Origin of the sequence: Paenibacillus alginolyticus DSM 5050 = NBRC 15375, from assembly GCF_000422905.1 — a bacterium.
Classification (GTDB): Bacteria; Bacillota; Bacilli; order Paenibacillales; family NBRC-103111; genus Paenibacillus_E; species Paenibacillus_E alginolyticus.
Map to the genome: position 1 here is coordinate 134,243 of NZ_AUGY01000010.1, position 18,536 is coordinate 152,778.

Sequence of the window (18,536 nt, forward strand, 5' to 3'; positions counted from 1 at the left end):
CTAACAATTGGGTCCGGAAAGTGGAGTGGCGAGGCGTACAGGTGGAAAGCTTTGAGGGCATTCACGTATTCAATACCTTTTTTACAGCTTCAGCTACTCTGTCTTTATCAAAGGGCTTCACAATAAAATCTCTAGCGCCAAGGGTAATAGCTTCAATCACAAATGATTGTTGCCCCATTGCGGACACCATAATGATCTTTGAATCGCTCTTGTAATTTATTATTTCCTTTAATGCAGTAATACCATCCATCTCAGGCATTGTAATATCCAACGTAATGATGTCAGGAGAATGTTGTAAAAATAGAGAGATTGCCTCAAGTCCATTCGATGCTTCGGCTACAATTTCATGCCCTAGTTCTAAGAGGATGTTCTTAATCATCAATCGCATAAACATAGAATCATCTACAACCATTAGTCTCGCCATTTTAATTATCACCTTTCAGGGGGGCTTTCTACCTAGCTGTTTACTGTTATAGATAGCTACAATAATTCGTTACATAAGAAAAACTCCCCATATTAGAAGAATAAGGGGAGTCGTGGATATATCCCTTCCTTCGGTAACTGGCAAGCATAGCGAAGTAATTCGCCTTAGCTCCTGTAGCTTTGCGTCACTAATTTTCATTAGCTTTGCTCTTATCGTATAACAGAAGAATTGCTATTTTTTTAAGTATACCACTCTAGTTACCAGTAATAAAGTACTAGTGGTAAAGGAAGTGATCATTCCTGAATAATATACACATTCTAAGGGAAAAATGCATGATAAGCATGAAGCACCTGTAAGCAAGATCCAACATTTGCATCAAAATTTGTAAGACATTCGGGAAATTGGATCATTTAGATGAGTTGTAGTTAAATAATGCCCTTTTTTAGTGAGAAAGACGAACGATTCTCTTGATTAATTCTGAAATCCTATGTATTATTAAGATAGATTTTACATGCGTAAGGGTTGACAATTAATCTTGAAGGTGATTCCATGCCACAACTAGATTCTAATGAATACAAGAAGAAGCTGTGTCACCTCTATAACGAAATTTCCAAAGAGCTGTTCGGGTTTGGCACAACACTGCTGAAGGTTTCAATAGAACAAAACATTATTACTTTTCATGCCAAACATCGCCGCTCACCACGTTCAACCGCATTAGAAGGCGAGGCGCCAACGCTCAAACACGAAGTCGATTTTTATATGTCCTCCATATACAAGAAGAGAATCCGTGAAAGGCTGGAGCAAGAACTTGGCTTATCCATGGATGCCGTATTAAGGGACTATGATCCGCCGACGCAAAGGGCAATAACGAATATTATTCTTAAACAAACCGAATAGTCTTGCCGGGCGGTGTTCTCTTTTGATTTATCTTAAGAGAAAACCACATGTATACCAATAGATGTCACTTTGCATTGTTTACAATGAAGAGTGCTCTTGTTAGAAGCTTCTTTCTATCAAGGGTACTTTTCTTTTTTTTTGCATGTTGCCGTTAGAGCGAGATGCGCATAGATCTAGGGTCTTGAAGAATACTAGTAAAAATTTAACAGGGGATTCACGCATAAAAAATCATACATGATAAAACTGGGAGGACGATGAATAATGAAACAAAAAATGGTTCGTGGTTTAATTTCTTTATCTGTAGTAGGACTAGCCTTGACAGGTTGCGGCACAGCGCCCGCGAAGGACCAGGGCAATACAAGTGGAGCTACAACAGCACCCACAGCCGCTGCCACATCGGCATCCAAAGGGGAACCTACAACTTTAGTCATTTCCACCTGGGGGTTTTCGGATGACTTCTTCAAGAAAGAAGTGTACGCGCCGTTTGAGAAAGCGCATAACGCTAAGATTGTTCTCGAAATAGGCAATAACGCAGAACGTTTGAACAAAGTGAAACAAGGCAGCTCGAGCGTGGATCTCATTTATTTATCTGACTATTACGCACAACAAGGAATTGAAGCGGGACTTTTCGATAAAATCGATCGCAGTCGCATTCCGAATTTGAAAGACATCTATGATTTGGCCAAAGCGCCACTGGGTGAAGATTACGGTCCTGCCTACACAGTAGGTCGACTAGGTATTGCCTACAATCCGAAAGCAACAACCAAAGAAATCAAGTCATGGAGCGACCTTTGGAGTCCTGAGCTTTCCAAGAAGCTGACTCTTCCTAATATCACGGCAACAACAGGCCCAATGGTCTTGGATGCAGCATCTGTGGTTGCTGGCAACACGACTTTTAACGAAGATCAAGCTTTCGCAAAGGTTAAGGAACTGAACAAAGGAGTCGTTAAATATTACGGCCAAACTTCCGAATTCGTTAACATGTTCTCGCAAGGGGAAATTGCAGCGGGTCCTATCATGGAAATGTATGTGAAGGATTTGAAAGCAGCAGTACCAGAAACGAAGTTCGTCTCCCCGCAAGAAGGAGCTTACGCCGTTATGAATACGGTCAACGTGATTAAAGGAAGTAAAAATAAGCAGCTGGCTGAAGATTTCATCAACTGGCATTTGAGCAAAGAAGTACAGGAGAAATCAGCGAAAGCAAAAGTAGATTCACCTGTAAACACGACACTTCAGCTTTCGACTGAAGAAGCTACGGGAATTACTTATGGCGCAGACGTTGTGAGTAAACTTCGCAAATTGGATATGAAAATCGTCAATCAAAATCTTAAAGCATGGATTGCACGTTGGAACAAGGAAGTTGCTCAATAAATAAAACCAATCAAGGGTATATGCCAATATACCCTTGATTTCTTCAATAGGACTTAAGGGGGCTTAGTCATGAAAAAGAAGGTCATCCTAGATGTAGACACGGGTGTGGATGATGCGTTAGGTATTCTGCTGGCCGTTCGCAGCGGAAATATGGATGTGCTCGGAATTACAACCGTGAATGGCAACGTTTCTCTGGATCAAGCGACTAAGAATACATGCAAGATCCTCCAACTGCTTGGGATGGAAGAGAAGATTCCAGTGGTTAAAGGGGCAGATAAGCCATTGATGCGAGCTTCTCACTTTGAGCATCATGTCCATGGAAATGATGGGCTTGGCGGCGCTTTAAGCGATATGCCGGTTCATATGCAGACGACTGCTGGACACGCATCCGATTTTATCGTAAATCAAGTGCGGGAGCATGTCGGAGAAGTCACTTTAGTTATGACAGCTCCGCTAACGAATCTGGCTTTGGCGGTTATGAAGCATCCTGATCTGATTCATCAGGTCAAGGAAGTGATTGTGATGGGCGGCGTTGTTCAAGGCTTCGGCAATATAACGCCCACGGCGGAGTACAATATGTATGTCGATCCGGAAGCCGCGAAGATCGTTTTCCAGGCAGGTTTTCCATCTTTAACCCTTGTAGGGTTGGATGTAACGCGTAAAGCGCTGCTAACCGATGAACATATTCGCGAGCTCGGTGATTCTCCAATAGCCCGTTATGTTCAGGAAAGCACAGCAAACTATATGAAGCGTTATTATGAACGTAACGGAGTTCGGGCCTGTGCGCTTCATGATCCGCTTGCAGTCGGAGTGGCTCTGAATAAACAGCTGGTCACGACGCGCCATTATTACGTAGATGTCGAAACACGCAGCGAGCTTTGCGACGGACAAACTGTATGCGATTTCCAGAACCGCTTATCCAAAGAGGCTAATGTTCATGTTTGTATGGATGTATCGGCTGACGAATTCCTCCAGCTTTTTATAAATGCGCTGCGTGCCTAGCGAACCCAGGAACAGGAGTAAAGCTACATGAAAAAAAAGTTCTTATTTTTATTATTGCTACCGGGACTACTTTTCTTGACGATTTTCATGGTGGTACCGATCCTACTCACGATAGGTTCAACCTTTTTCGATAAAGGGACATTTACGCTTGGAGGGTACTTGAACTTCTTTAAAGACCCTTATTTTCTCAAAATCGTATGGACAACGCTTCGTGTCAGCTTGGTAACTACATTATTTTGTATATTGCTTGGATTTCCAGTAGCTTACTTCATCTCCAAACAAAGTCCGAGACAAAAGGCGATCTTACTTGCATTAGCTATTTTTCCGCTGCTTACAAGCTCGGTTGTCAGATCGTTTAGCTGGATGATAATTTTGGGTAAAAAAGGGCTGCTCAATAATGCTTTGATGGCCATTGGTCTCATCCAAGAGCCACTTGATATTTTGTATACGCCTGCTGCGATGATGATTGGTCTTCTCCATTTGTTTTTACCGCTCATCATTATTACGTTGGTCGGTGTTCTTGAGAATATAGATCCGGATCTGATCAAAGCGGCGGAGAGCTTGGGAGCCAACCGATTTACGGCTTTCGTCAAGGTTATCGTGCCGCTTAGTGTACCCGGATTAATTATAGGCAGTATCCTTGTTTTTGTCGGAAGCCTGACAGCTTATACGACACCAGCTTTGCTCGGAGGCAAGCAGCGGGTCATTTCCACATTCCTCTATCAGAATGCGATTACACTGAACGATTGGTATCTCGCCTCCGTCATTGCCGTGATTATGATCGTGATCACCTTCGTGGTTATCGCGCTTATGAACAAACTGGCTACTAAATTAAATCCGAAGGGGTAGAAGTATGCGAGAGAAGAATCGAGGACTGGCCTTATTTACACTACTTGTCTATATATTCTTGCTCGGGCCGCTCGTCATTATTGCATTTGCTTCATTTGAGCCAGGGAGTGTATTGAAATTCCCTCCGACAGGATTCTCATTGAAATGGTACCGCAACATTTTGGAAGTCAAGATGTTCATGAAGACCGCGGGTACCTCTGTTATCGTATCGATGATCGGTAATTTGTTTGCACTGCTGCTTGGTATCCCAGCGGCTTATGCGTTAAGCCGGTTTGAGTTTAAGGGAAAAGGAGCGCTGAATGCGATTTTTATTTCCCCGGTGCTTATTCCAGGTATCGTGCTTGGGTTTACGATGCTTAAGTACCTTATCGTCACCTATCACTTGCCGATCTATGCAGCACTGCTGATTGGACATACCGTGATTATGCTTCCTTTTATCATCCGCGTTATTGCATCAAGCTTATCGAATTTTGATTTTGCGATTGAGGAAGCTGCATTAAGTCTTGGCGCCGGTCAGCTTAAAACCTTTTTCAAAGTCGTCCTGCCGAACATCAAGTCCGGTATTATCGCAGCCATTCTTATTGCATTTTTAGAATCATTTAATAATGTCGACATTTCGGTCTTTATGACGGGTCCCGGAGTCAGTACGCTGCCAATACAGATGCTGACGTATGTGGAGAATCATTTTGACCCGACAATTGCCGCTATATCTGTCTTACTCATGCTCTTCACTGCCGTACTTATGTTCATCATTGAACGGTTGATGGGTTTATCCTATTTCACCAAACGATAACGGAGGCTTTCATCCATGGCATTGCTATCACTGGAAAATATTTCGGTTGCCTATGACCAGCAATATATTCTGCAAGACTTCAACCTCAGTGTTGAAAAAGGAAGTCTGATCTCGCTGCTCGGTCCAAGTGGATGCGGGAAAACGACGACTTTGCGGCTAATCGCAGGATTCATAGAGGCAAAGGCGGGCAAATTTTCGCTAAACGGAAAAGATTATACGCACGTTCCCGTCAACAAACGGAACTTCGGATTCGTGTTTCAGAGCTATGCTTTGTTTCCGCACTTATCCATTTATGATAATGTAGCTTTCGGTCTGCGTCTTCGGAAAGTGAGCGGGGCAGAGATCGATCGGCGGGTCCGGAATATCCTGGATATCGTAAGCTTGTCCGGCTTCGAAAAGCGGTTTCCGAAGGAGCTCTCAGGCGGCCAAAGACAACGGGTTGCTATTGCCAGGGCGCTTGTGATCGAGCCGGAACTGCTGCTCTTCGACGAACCGCTAAGCAATTTGGATGCGAATCTGCGTATTAACATGCGTGTGGAGATCCGCCGCATTCAGCAGGAGCTTGGTATTACTACTGTCTATGTATCACATGATCAGGAAGAGTGCTTCTCTATCTCCGATCAAGTCGCGATTATGAATAAAGGCATCATTGAACAGTTGGGCGCTCCAGCGGCGATATTTAAATATCCGAAAACGGAATTTGTGGCTCGGTTTATTGGCTTTACGAATTTTATTCATTTCGATTCGAGATTCGATGGAAACGATGAGATTGCGTTGAAGGTGAAAGACTATATGTTCGCTGTTACGAAGCATGCCAGCAAAGGAGAACAGCTGGGCAAGCAAGGGGCTATCCGCCCGGATGATGTCGTGATTGAAAAGCCTGATGAAATCGATGCAGGAGCGAATCGATTGGCAGGTCGTGTCAAGGTCAGCACCTTCCTTGGAAGAAGCTATCAATACGTTGTCGAGACGGAGCTGGGGAATTTCACAGTGAATAAAGAAATGGAGCTTCCATACCAGAATGGTCAAGAGGTCCGGCTTCTTTTTCCTAGCGAGAAATTAGTTCTAGTTGAGTAATGTACTTGGAGGCGAAGGCAGATGCGTGTAGATTTACTGATTGAGAATGTACGAATTTATAATAGTTATTTTAAAATATTTATCCAAGGCAATGCAGCGATCTTGGATGGAAGGTTTCTATATATCGGGGAACGGGCTGCCGATAACTTCGAGGCGGCCGAGCATTTGGACGGACAAGGACGTTATATGATTCCCGGTCTCATTGATATCCATCTGCATATCGAAAGCACGATGGTTACGCCGGAGACGTTCTCTTACGGACTCATTCGCAACGGTGTTACAACTATCGTTCCAGAACCTCATGAGATCGCTAATGTCTTCGGACTTGATGGGGTAAAGGAATTCATTAAAGCTAGCCAGCACTGTGTAGCGGACATGTTCTATGCCATCCCGAGCTCGGTTCCTGCCACTTCGATGGAAACGACCGGAGGCGCGATTGAAATCGAGGATTTGGATGAACTGCTTCGTACAGAACGCATCATTTGTTTAGGCGAAATCATGAACTACGTAGATGTGATAACGGATCCCGATTGCAAAACGAACCATATTTTAAATCATATCCGCACTCATTATCCTCATCTGATTATTGAAGGTCATGTCCCGAAACTATTGGATCTGGACTTGCATCGAATGATCTATAGCGGGGTAGATTCCGATCATACACATCAATCGATCGAGGGCATGGAAGCTCGGATCGCTGCGGGGATGTTTATTGAAATTCAAGAAAAATCGATGACGCCTGAAGTGATGGCGTATTTAATGGAACATGAGGTATCTGAGCACTATTGCTTTGTAACCGATGATGTGATGGCCGACTCCTTCGAGCGTCGGGGGCACTTGAATCACCTTGTTCGTAAAGCGATTGGCATGGGCATGAAGCCTGAGCAAGCCATTTATGCCAGCACACTTTCTCCAGCCAAAAGAATGCGGATGTATGATCGTGGCGTTATTGCGCCCGGTAAAATTGGCGATTTTCAACTGATATCCGATCTGGAGCAGCTGACGATCGATCAAGTGTACAAGCATGGCCGCAAGGTTTATGATGTAAACGAACCCTACGAACCAATCGTCCATCCACCCGCTTTTCCTGACCACTATTATCAAAGCGTGCATATGTCGCCGTTAACTGATGCGGATTTCTCAGTGAGCGCAGAAATAGCGGATGGCTGGTATGCTTGCCGAGCAATGATGGTGAAAGATGGATCCACGTTTACAGAGGAGCAGCAGGTCGATGTAGAGGTTCGTCAAGGAAAGCTTAACTGGCAGGATAGCGGCTATGGACTTATCGCTACGTTTGAACGCTACGGAAAAAACGGGAATCGCGCTTTTGGTTTAATCGGCGGTGATACGATCAAGCGAGGAGCCATAGCAACGACTTATTCCCACGATAACCATAACATGCTTGTTGTCGGGCACAATCCCGTCGATATGATGATCGCTGTGAATGAGGTCATCAAGAATCAAGGGGGCTTTAGTGTTGCCCAGAACGGCGAGGTGATTGCAAGTCTTGAGCTGCCTGTCGGCGGTATTTTAACCGAAGTCCTTTTGGAGCAAGTCGCCAAGGAAGTTGAGCAGCTGCGCAAGGCTATGGAATCATTAGGCTACCGTCATTATAATCCGATCATGTCGATCAGTACGCATTCATTACCGGTTAGTCCAGCACTGAAAATAACGGATTATGGTTTAATTGATGTGAATGTAGGGAAAGTTGTGCCTTTAATCATACACAACTGAACTTTCACGGATTCAGGGTGGAAGCTAATTGAAATCATAGAAAAAGGGGCTGTCTCAAGTAGATAAATCTACTTGAGGATAGCCTCTTTTTAAATGATTTTAGCAAAAATATCTGCACTTTCGTAGTTATTTCGGGAAGTTTTTATAATACTTTAGAACTATATATTGTGTGTTTATTTATAGTCCATTATAATCAAATGAGATAAATACATATATGAATACCGTTAAAGGCAAACCCGCAGAAATCCGGGGACGCAAAACTAAAGGGGCTATAGGGCAATGCGCCACGCCAGCCAGTTGCCGTAAAAGAAAGCCACTCTCCTAAGCTGATGTGGTTTTTTTTGAACGGAGATAATTGGCAGCTATTCAACCTAAGGACTATTGCTTAAAGAAATTCATCATTGGAGGTTGATGTTGCCATGTCGCTTCGCCGGAAAATCATCATTTACGTTGGGATGACCACGCTTTGCATGCTTTCACTTCTATACTTCATTTCAGAGAGAGCTCTTTTGCGCAATTATGAGCAGATGGAGCTTGAAAGTTTGCGTGAAAACATGAAGCAAAACCTTCTTTCTTATTTTGATGAGTATACAAATCTTGGTGCAATTGCGATTAATTATGCGGGCTGGGACGATACATACAACTTTATCGATAGGCCGACGATTCCTACTGCTACTGATCCTTATCTCACGGTCAATTATACGGATTCATTATTTATGTCAAGTCGTCTTAATATAACACTTCTGATGAATAACCAAAAACAAGTTTACTTCGGAAAAGCTTACGATTATGGCAATAGCCACCCACTTAGCTATCCGAGTACATTCATCCATACACTACAGACAAAGTATGCTTCTTTCCTTGAACAGTCGGACGCCTCTTCCCGGAAGATGGGGTTATTGATGGTTGATAAGCAGCCGCTGATCGCAACCTCATACCCGATTTTAACGAGCAACAATGAAGGACCCGTTCACGGAACCTTGGTTTTCGCTCGTTTCTTGGACTCGAATTACGTTCAGTATATTTCCGAAAAAACAGACATGCCTTTAAGTATATCTATTGTGGATCCATCTTTTACTCCTCCTGCTCAAGCTTCAACTGTAAACGTTTCGGGAAACGCTGTGCCGTTTTGGACCGTGTCCGATAAAACAACGATCACAGGCTTCTCATTGCTTTCTGACGTCAATAATAAACCCGCCGTTCTCCTGAAGTTCGTGAAGTCGAGAGAATTATACAAGGAAGCTCAGAGAAGTGTCCTATTTTACTTGTTCTATTTCGGGCTTTCCGGTTTGATATTCTTTTTCATTATTAGCTGCGTTCTTCAGCGAACGATATTTGCTAGATTGAACCAAACGATCAATGGGATGAATGTGATCAAAACGAAACAAGATTTTTCGATACGCATTCAGGAAACCGGCAAAGACGAGATTACACAGCTCGTGAAATCGTTTAACCACATGATGACGTCGCTCGAACAATCACAAAACGAAATTCAATATCAAGCGAATCATGATAATTTAACCGGTCTGAACAATCGGAAAGCTTTTTTCGAGTATCTTGAGAAAATCATTACACAAAACGATCAGCTTCCATTCCGCTTTGCTGTAATCTTCATCGACTTGGATCGCTTTAAGCTAATCAATGATACGATGGGACATCATACGGGAGACTTGCTGCTGATTGAGGTTGCCGGGAGATTAGGGCTCTGTATGAAGGATGATGAATTCCTTTGCCGATTGGGGGGCGACGAATTTTGCATTGTTTCCCATTACGAACACGACTTCAACCAAATTGAATACTTGGCGAAGGTTATCAAAGAGGCGATTAATGTGACCTACGATCTAGGTGGCTATCGTGCCACGATTTCAGCCAGTATCGGAATAAGCCTTTATCCTGATCATGGAAAGGATTCGGAAAGCCTGCTTCATCATTCCGATGTGGCTATGTTGGATGTCAAAGAATCAGGCAAAAATAATTACCGCTTGTACTCGGAATCGATTGAAGCCATTCGGACCAGAAGGATGCTCTTAGAGCAATACTTGAAATGTGCGATTGACAACGACGAGCTTACTCTTCATTACCAGCCGAAATTGGATTTGGCACTGAATAAAATTGTCGGGGTGGAAGCGCTGCTCAGGTGGACGAACAGACAACTCGGCCATGTATCTCCTTATGAATTTATTCCCATTGCTGAGTGTTCTGGAATCATTAATGAGATAGGTGAATGGATTATGCGATCGGCATGTCAGCAATTCAACGCATGGCGAAAGCAAACTGCAGACCTATCTCTTATCGTTGCCATCAATATTTCGGGTGTCCAACTGCTGCAGCCAAACTTTCTTGACCGAATTCGCAGGTTGTTCGCCGAAGAAGAGGTCGATCCATGCCATTTCGAGCTGGAAGTGACGGAAAGTTTTGCAATCGAAAACTTTGATGAAGTGATTAACATATTGATCGAATTGCGTAATCTAGGTTTTATGATCTCTATTGACGACTTTGGAGCAGGCTATTCTTCAATGAAATATGTATGCCAACTCCCCATACAATGTATGAAGCTTGATAAAACGTTGATCGATCAACTGGCAGATAACATTCGAAGTCAAGTTGTCGTATCGTCGTTGATCGAAATGGCTCACCGACTTCAGTTAACCGTAGTGGCGGAAGGAGTTGAGCTGCCGGAGCAGTTTCGTATTCTCCAAACATACCGGTGCGATCAGATTCAAGGATTTCTCATCAGTAAACCGGTGCCGGCCGGCAGAATCATAGAGATGTTGAATTCTTCTGATTTGTTTCAGGTACCCGAAACAAAATGACATATGTAAATACATTATAAGATCAATTGAATAAGTTGAGTCAGGGATGCTGTGCGGAATCTGGCTTGACTTTTTTTGTGATTTGATAACCATCTATCGCTTAGGATATGAGGCCCAGCCTGCAATTTTATATAGTAGTTTATTATGTCGAAACATGGCCTAAATGACGCGATTATAAATTATTGAATGATCTAAATGACATGTACAATATGTTAGCGATATATTGTATAATACAAATGGCAAGTCAATCCATTCGAAGCCGAATACACAATCGCTTTACTATAATTGGGTGGAATGAGCGCAATCTCGTTGGTTAATTATTACCATAAAAGAAATGTCTGTCCCCTTAGGGAATTGAAGAGACAGTTATGCTTACTTAAACTAAGGGGGATAGACATGCATGAAGCTGCACAAAAAATTAATGATCGTATATTTGGTAACCATTCTGCTTCCGATTGTAGGGTTAACGAATTACTTCCTTAATCAAATGTCAGACCTCATTATCCGGTACGTATCTGATTCTTATCAAAAGATCCTAGTCCAATCCAATAACGGCATTTACTACAATATCCGCTTCTATGAAAGCATTCTTGACAATTTAACGGTGTCGGAGTCCGTTCAAAACGTGCTTTCGGAACCCGATGTATACCGGGAAAAAGGCATTATTATCATGAATCGGGAAATCTCTCGTGCGGTCCGGTTTATTCAAGCCTATCAGGCGACCGATGTCGAGAGCATCGAATTTTTCTCCACATCACCGGATGTTATGTCCGATGGCGTATACCTTTTTCCAGTAGATAGGCTTCGAAAGGTTCTCGGCTTGAATGAGATACCGGACTCGAAGTTTTGGATTCTTGAACAATATGACGGTAAATATTATTATGCGTTGGTACGGCCGATTTACAGTATCGGGGAGTTTAAGAAAATTGGTTACATCAAGCTAACGATCCAAATCCCTTCTGTGACGTATGTACAGGAAACGAGGGGCAGCAAAGCAGTAGACGCAAGTGGAAGCTTAATCATTGCAGACAGTAAGGGAACCATCATGTTTAACCCTGACACCGATCAACTTGGCAAGCCGCTTCCACAGGAAATCGTCGAACGGACGAGTGCGGATCGAAGCTCAGAGTCCGAGCTGAACCTACATATACAAGGAACCGACTATGTCATGTGGTACCGCAAGCTCCAGAATGTGGACTGGACGATGTACCTTCTTGTACCCAAAGCGTCGATTCAATCCAAAGTGAATGAAATTCGCCAAACGATTGTGACAGTCAGCATCATTTGCATGATTATTTTCTCTTTTCTAACCTTGCTAATAACCCGTCAACTGACCCGCGGGATCCGACGTCTCCACGCCAAAGTATCCCGGGTAGGCAGAGGGGTGCTCTCTACGAGCCGCAGAGTCCGTGTTAAAGGCGATGAGATCGATGAACTAGATCGAAATTTTGATAATATGCTCGATAATTTGCGAGACCTCATTCACCAAAACTATGTGGAGAAGCTGGAAAGAAGGGAAATGGAACTCAATTTTTTACAAGCTCAGATTAATCCTCATTTCCTATACAATACACTGGATGCAATCAAGAACGAGATAGACATGGACGAGAAGCAGACAGCCATAGGCATGGTCATCGCACTAGCAGACCTTTTTCGAATCTCGGTATCCAAGGGAAGTAACACCATCCTTTTCGAACAAGAAATTGATCACGCCAACTGTTATTTAAAGATTCTAGAAATCCGTTTCGGTGCTCGTCATACGATCGAATGGCAAATAGATCAGCGGATACCAAGTCTCTATACCTTGAAAATTATCCTTCAGCCTCTCCTGGAAAATGCGATCCAGCATGGGTTGAAGGGGATGGCAAGAGGCTCTGTGACCGTGATAGGCGAACTGACGGAGCAAGCTGTCATCGTGACCGTTCGTGACAATGGTGTGGGGATGACGAAGGCACAAGCAGAAACGTTGCTAAGTGATCATTCACCCAGCAAGGGCATCGGATTGTACAATGTGAACAGTCGAATTCGGATGTATTTCGGCAGCGAGTATGGCTTGTCAATTAAGTCGGAGCTGGGGAAAGGGACGGATGTTGTATTAACGCTGCCAGTGCTTGAGGAGGTTGAACATGTATAAGCTGCTTATTGTGGAGGACGAATTATCAACACGCAAGTGGTTCACTAAGGTTATTAATTGGGAGCAAAATGGTTTTGAAGTTATTGCGATTGTGGAAGATGGACAGCAAGCATGGGAAATCCTGAAGGATCGTCCTGAAGTGGACGTGGTGATGACCGATATACGGATGCCTTACATGGATGGTTTGGAACTAACGGAGCGCATCCGATCGCTGCCGGGTGAGCCTGTGGAAATTGTCATTCTTAGCGGTTTTGGGGAATTCGATTATGCACAGCAGGCCATTAAGCTTGACGTGCGTGATTATTTGCTGAAGCCGGTGACCAAAGAGCAATTAACAGAAGTATTCGAGGTCATTGCGCGAAGATTGGATGAGCGGCATTTGCAATCGACGAAAATCCAATATGCGAATCAAATGCAGAAGGAGAAGGCATTGCTCCAAAAAGCGCAAATGTATGAGCGCTGGCTGACACGTAAAGACATCATGATCTCTCCAGAGCGTTGGTTCAATCCATTTGACGCTCAATTAGACATCGTGAATGGCTCATTTCTTATGCTTGTCGCGGAATTCGATGATTACGCTAAGTTCACCGATCATTATAACGATGAAGATCAGAAGCTATGCCGTTTCATCGTTCATAATATCTTGGATGAAATTTCTCACAAGTACGGAGCGGTGGATTCTGTGCTGTTGCCGCCGAACCGTTACGTTTTTCTCCTTGAAGCAGGACCAGAAAGTGAGATCGATAACAAAGGACTTCTAGCAGGCCAAGCTTTCCAAGAGGGTTTAAACAATTATTTGCGGTTATTTAGCGTTCAACTTTCAGTGGGATGCAGTCAACGGTTCGAGGGTATTTCCAATGTTCCTGAGGCCTATGAGCAAGCGTTCAAGGCGCTTAGGTGTAAATTTTTCACGGGTAAAGGGTCTGTCAATCTATATCATCCATCACCGCAAGGACAAAGCGAAGGCTTCTACCCGACTGAGCTTGAAAAAAAACTCATTATCGCCTTCAAGCATGGTGACGAGCAAGGGGGTTATGGACTCTTTACTGAATTTCTGCGGAGCTTGTGCAGCAGCGGGGAATCGGAGGATGCCATACGATTCATTGTGGGCGAAATGCTCGTTAATCTGTTTCGTCAGCTGAGGGAAGTTAAATCACTTCCTGTGATAAGTGAAGTCATGGAAATGTTTATTGAGGAAATCCGTTGTCAGGAAACGTATGCTGAGCTTGCCGAGAAGGCGAAAGAGTTGATTCAGTTTATGCTGCAATCGATCGCAATCGAAGCCCTTGCTCTGTCGCCGGTCTCCAAAGGCATTGAATACATGAAGATCAAGCTGTCTCGGGATATTTCCCTTCATGAAGTCGCTGAATATGTGGGGATCAGTGCTTCTTATTTCAGCACCTTATTTAAGCAAGAGAAGGGTTATAACTTCGTGGATTTTCTCGTTCGGCTTCGCATGGAGAAGAGCTTGGAACTTCTTGAAGGAACGGCATTAACCGTCGCTCAAGTTGGGAATGAGGTCGGATACCAAAGTTACCGCTATTTTACAAAGGTATTCAAAGATTACTACGAGATGACGCCGACGCAGTTCAGGGAACGGCTCAAGATGAAGTGAAAATAAGATAAAGTGAGAAACAAAAAACATGACAATTCCAAAGAAAGTGATACCTGATCATAAATATTTGGACTACCGAGTGGGCATTCATATCTGATATAATGAATATAACAAATGAAACCTATGAATAAGTCCAATAAGGAGGTAAAACGCTTACAATGGAATCATTTACAAATTCTATGGCCGAAGTTCAACCCCGAAAATCGATGTCATTCAAGCGTTTGCTGTGGAAACGCATCTGGCAGCATAAAGTATTTTACTTATTCATGCTGCCAGGCATCATTTGGTTCTTCATCTTTTCTTACGTTCCCCTCTACGGAATTCAAGTGGCGTTTCGCAATTTTACGTTCACCGGCGGCTTCTCAGGAAGTCCTTGGGCCGGCTTGAAATACTTTCGTCAATTCTTCGATTACTATCAAGCTACAGAGCTTGTCCGGAACACCATTGTGATCAGTTTGTCAAAGCTTCTTATCGGTTTTCCAATGCCAATTATTCTAGCGATTCTTCTGAATGAAGTTCGCAGAGTGAAATTCAAAAAGGTTGTCCAGACCCTTTCTTACTTACCTTACTTCGTTTCTTGGGTCGTAGTCGTGACGCTGATGCAGCGCCTCCTAACTCCTTACGGCGGACCGTTGAATGACCTGCTTGCCTCACTAGGCATGGAACGCATTCAATTCCTTTACAACACAACATGGTTTTATCCCATGATATTGGGGTCTGATGTATGGAAAAACATAGGATGGAACTCCATCATCTATATGGCGGCGATAGCCGGGATTGATCAGCAATTGTACGAAGCGGCAAAGATTGACGGCGCGAACCGTTTTCGGCAAATGTGGCATGTCACGCTCCCGGGTATTCGCAACATTGCTGTGATTCTCTTTATTCTCTCCGTCGGGGGCTTGATGAGCGCCGGATACGAGCAATTGCTGCTCTTGAATGGGCCGGCAACTGCCCGAATCGGGAGTGTCCTCGATGTACATGTCATCACTTCCGGTATTAGTGGAGGTCGACTAAGCTATGCGGCTGCCGTTGGTTTGTTCCAAAGCATTATCGGTTTAGTGATGATTCTGGTCGTCAACCGAATCTCTAAGAAATACAGCGACGTGTCCCTTTTTTAAAGCATGTGTTTACTCACGAAGACGCTAAGGAAGTGATGAGATGAAGCGCAATATATCCTTGTTCAGCACACTAAATTATATCATCCTGGCACTGATCGGTTTCTCGATGATCTACCCGTTTATTTACATTCTTGTGTACTCGTTAAACGATGGAAATGACTCCATGCAGGGTGCGCTGTATTTCTGGCCTCGGCAGTTTACCTTAGATAACTATGCGCAAGTGTTCCACAACCCTCGCATCTGGCAAGCTTACAAAATTACACTGCTGCGCACGATTCTCGGCACATTTCTACACGTGCTTTTGTGTACCCTTATGGCTTACGCATTGTCGAAGAAAACACTGCCGGGAAGAACGTTTTTCACCTTCTATATCTTCTTGCCAACGATCTTCAGCGCGGGATTCATTCCTTACTTCATCACACTGCAAAAGCTTCATCTGATCAACACTTTCTGGGTGTATATCATTCCGATGTTATTCAACTTCATGCATATCGTCATCATCCGGACGTTCCTGCAGGGGATACCGGAAGAGCTGGACGAGTCGGCACGCATTGACGGATACGGCGATTTCACAATTTTTTTGAAAATTATCCTGCCTTTATCTGGTCCAGTACTTGCAACAATAAGTTTGTTCATAGGTGTCGCACATTGGAATGATTGGTTTGCTGGGGCTTACTACGTATCCAACAAAAACCTAGTTCCTGTTCAAACACTGCTGCAGCAAATGCTGACGGAAGCGGAAGCACTCTCGAATTCGATGCAGCGGGCAGCGCAGCAAGGAGGACAAACGATTAGCATGAATCCAGCCGGTTCAACGCCGGAATCGTTACGGATGGCACTCTTGGTTATCACGGTCTTCCCGATTTTATGCATATACCCATTCTTGCAAAAATATTTTGTCAAGGGCGTCTTGCTAGGCTCCGTTAAGGGTTAGCTGTCCTCGATTTTGGGGGGCTTATCATATATGAATGAAGGAGGGTTTTCATGAAAAAGAAATGGTCTAGAGGTGCTTCCGTTGTATTAGCATTAACGCTTGCTGGTGGTTTAGTAGGTTGTACTCAGAAGGATGAAACGTCTCCAAGCCCAAGCGCAAATTCAAGCACAAGTCCAAGTAATACAGCCAAATCGGACACCAAAAAAGAGGTCACACTTAAAGTTTTGCACAACTGGAATGGTTCCAGCGGTTCTGAGAGCGATATGAATGCCGTCGCCAAAGTGATTAAGGAGAAAACCGGGGTAACGATTCAAATGGAATACACGAAAGGCAGCGAAGTGGAGAAAGTTAACACGATCTTCGCAACGCAAGACCTGCCTGATATATATACGGGACCGGCATGGGGCGGTGAGCTGGATGGCATCGTCAAAGCTGCCAAAGAGGGCCAATTGGTTGATCTCTCCGGCAAGCTGGCTAATTATCCCAACCTAGCCAAAGAAATCGCCAAAGAGAACGTACCGCCTGCTCTTTACGAAAAAGCGATTGACGCCTATAGCGGCAAAAAATATTTGCTATATCAAAATCATCCTGCAACGGACAAAGATGCTATGGACTGGCTATACGGTTTCTATGTACGCAAAGACATTGCAGATAAAGTAGGCGTCGACCCGCAGTCCGTCAAAACAAAGGACGACTTGTACAATTTCTTGAAGAAAATCAAGGATGCGGGTCTCAAAGAAAGCGGTCAACCGGTCATTCCACTCGGCGGCTTTCACAACGGTTGGGCTGTTAATATCGGCGATCAGATGTTTATGGGTTCCGGCTTCCTCGATAAAGGGGACGGCTCTCTAGAGAATAATTTCTTTACTAAACAATACGAAGACTACACGTTATATTATCGGAAGCTGATTTCCCAAGGGTTGCTCGATCCCGAAGCGTTCACGCAGACGGATCCAATCGCGAATGAGAAAGTAAAGCAAGGGCGCGTTGCCGTCCTCGCAGCTCACTATCCGGCTATTCTAGATGCCTCCAAGGACTACGTCCAGTCTCACCCGGGCAGCGATTATGTGCCGGTAGGTCCACTGGAAAGAGCAGGCGCTGAAGCCAACCGTCCGGCTGATCTAGGCGTGCAAGGCAACAATGTGACTGTCATTACGAAGCAAGCAAAGGATGTGGATGCGGCCCTGCGCCTGTTGGATTTCCTAGCTTCTGATGAAGGCTTCATGCTTACTCGGTACGGTGTTCAAGGCGTTCATTGGGATATGCAAAACGGCAAACCGACAGCGAAAAAGGAATGGTTTGATAAGTTTGTGAATGACAAAACCGGGAAGCTGAAAAAGAACGAAGGGATCGGCGTCGGCTACGAAAGTTTGACAGGTCTAGACCGCACGAATTCCAAAGGTAACGGGGACATCTGGGCCGATCAGAATCGCGTGGCTTCTCTAGAGAAAGCGCGTAAAATTTTACGACCGAACGGCATTAAAGTCATTACAGCCTATAATCCTTGGGATGTCATTACGAAAGCTCCTCAATGGGAATCGCTCAAGCCATCCATGGATAAAACAGGGGATGCTTGGAAGGAAGCGATATTTGCCAAATCCGACGAGGCTGCACTCAAAATCATTAATGATTTACGTGGGCAGATGGTGAAAACAGGCTATCGCGAAGCGATCAAATTCACGAATGATAATCTAAAAGGCAAAGACGTTGTGAAATTTCAAATGCCTAACTAAAACATAACAAGAGGCCGCTTTAGCGGAGAACGACGGGAG

At 44.2% G+C, this 18,536-nt stretch carries 14 protein-coding genes and 2 riboswitches; of the genes, 13 read left to right on the forward strand and 1 reads right to left on the reverse strand.

Annotated elements, in window-relative coordinates; translation table 11 throughout:
* Positions 1-61 precede the first annotated feature (61 nt).
* Entirely contained in the window at positions 62-424 is a 363-nt protein-coding gene (locus G519_RS0105125) for a response regulator (RefSeq protein ID WP_029193774.1), read from the reverse strand.
* 129 nt (positions 425-553) lie between these two features.
* Positions 554-642: riboswitch (cyclic di-GMP riboswitch) on the reverse strand.
* 331 nt (positions 643-973) lie between these two features.
* Here G519_RS0105125 and G519_RS0105130 point away from each other — a divergent pair.
* The 13 genes from G519_RS0105130 to G519_RS0105190 all read left to right on the forward strand — a co-directional run bounded on the left by G519_RS0105130 (position 974) and on the right by G519_RS0105190 (position 18,497).
* On the forward strand, positions 974-1,321 hold the full coding sequence (locus G519_RS0105130) for a hypothetical protein (protein ID WP_029193775.1): 348 nt from the start codon (positions 974-976) through the stop codon (positions 1,319-1,321).
* Positions 1,322-1,582: 261 nt separating this feature from the next.
* Positions 1,583-2,692, forward strand: coding sequence for an ABC transporter substrate-binding protein (locus G519_RS0105135; RefSeq protein WP_036632072.1), 1,110 nt, complete (start codon positions 1,583-1,585; stop codon positions 2,690-2,692).
* 69 nt (positions 2,693-2,761) lie between these two features.
* A complete protein-coding gene (locus tag G519_RS0105140; RefSeq protein WP_029193777.1) occupies positions 2,762-3,694 on the forward strand; it encodes a nucleoside hydrolase in 933 nt (310 codons plus the stop codon).
* 27 nt (positions 3,695-3,721) lie between these two features.
* Positions 3,722-4,543 carry an ABC transporter permease gene (locus G519_RS0105145; RefSeq protein ID WP_029193778.1) on the forward strand — a complete coding sequence of 274 codons (822 nt, stop codon included), beginning with the start codon at positions 3,722-3,724 and terminating at the stop codon, positions 4,541-4,543.
* A gap of 4 nt (positions 4,544-4,547) precedes the next feature.
* Positions 4,548-5,336 carry an ABC transporter permease gene (locus G519_RS0105150; RefSeq protein WP_029193779.1) on the forward strand — a complete coding sequence of 263 codons (789 nt, stop codon included), beginning with the start codon at positions 4,548-4,550 and terminating at the stop codon, positions 5,334-5,336.
* Positions 5,337-5,351: 15 nt separating this feature from the next.
* Positions 5,352-6,413: an ABC transporter ATP-binding protein gene (locus tag G519_RS0105155; protein WP_029193780.1), complete on the forward strand. Its 1,062-nt coding sequence runs from the start codon at positions 5,352-5,354 to the stop codon at positions 6,411-6,413.
* Between the two features lie 21 nt (positions 6,414-6,434).
* Positions 6,435-8,147 (forward strand): adenine deaminase C-terminal domain-containing protein, encoded by a 1,713-nt coding sequence (locus G519_RS0105160; RefSeq protein ID WP_029193781.1) that lies wholly within the window; start codon positions 6,435-6,437, stop codon positions 8,145-8,147.
* A gap of 219 nt (positions 8,148-8,366) precedes the next feature.
* A riboswitch (cyclic di-GMP riboswitch) is annotated at positions 8,367-8,452 on the forward strand.
* A gap of 114 nt (positions 8,453-8,566) precedes the next feature.
* Positions 8,567-10,960 carry an EAL domain-containing protein gene (locus tag G519_RS47240; RefSeq protein ID WP_051253073.1) on the forward strand — a complete coding sequence of 798 codons (2,394 nt, stop codon included), beginning with the start codon at positions 8,567-8,569 and terminating at the stop codon, positions 10,958-10,960.
* A gap of 400 nt (positions 10,961-11,360) precedes the next feature.
* Entirely contained in the window at positions 11,361-13,094 is a 1,734-nt protein-coding gene (locus tag G519_RS0105170; protein ID WP_029193782.1) for a sensor histidine kinase, read from the forward strand.
* On the forward strand, positions 13,087-14,709 hold the full coding sequence (locus G519_RS0105175; RefSeq protein ID WP_029193783.1) for a response regulator: 1,623 nt from the start codon (positions 13,087-13,089) through the stop codon (positions 14,707-14,709). The genes G519_RS0105170 and G519_RS0105175 overlap by 8 nt, the downstream gene beginning before the upstream one ends.
* 158 nt (positions 14,710-14,867) lie before the next feature.
* Positions 14,868-15,830: an ABC transporter permease gene (locus G519_RS0105180; RefSeq protein ID WP_244280017.1), complete on the forward strand. Its 963-nt coding sequence runs from the start codon at positions 14,868-14,870 to the stop codon at positions 15,828-15,830.
* A gap of 40 nt (positions 15,831-15,870) precedes the next feature.
* A complete protein-coding gene (locus G519_RS0105185) occupies positions 15,871-16,764 on the forward strand; it encodes a carbohydrate ABC transporter permease (RefSeq protein WP_029193785.1) in 894 nt (297 codons plus the stop codon).
* Between the two features lie 50 nt (positions 16,765-16,814).
* A complete protein-coding gene (locus tag G519_RS0105190; RefSeq protein ID WP_029193786.1) occupies positions 16,815-18,497 on the forward strand; it encodes a type 2 periplasmic-binding domain-containing protein in 1,683 nt (560 codons plus the stop codon).
* Positions 18,498-18,536 lie beyond the last annotated feature (39 nt).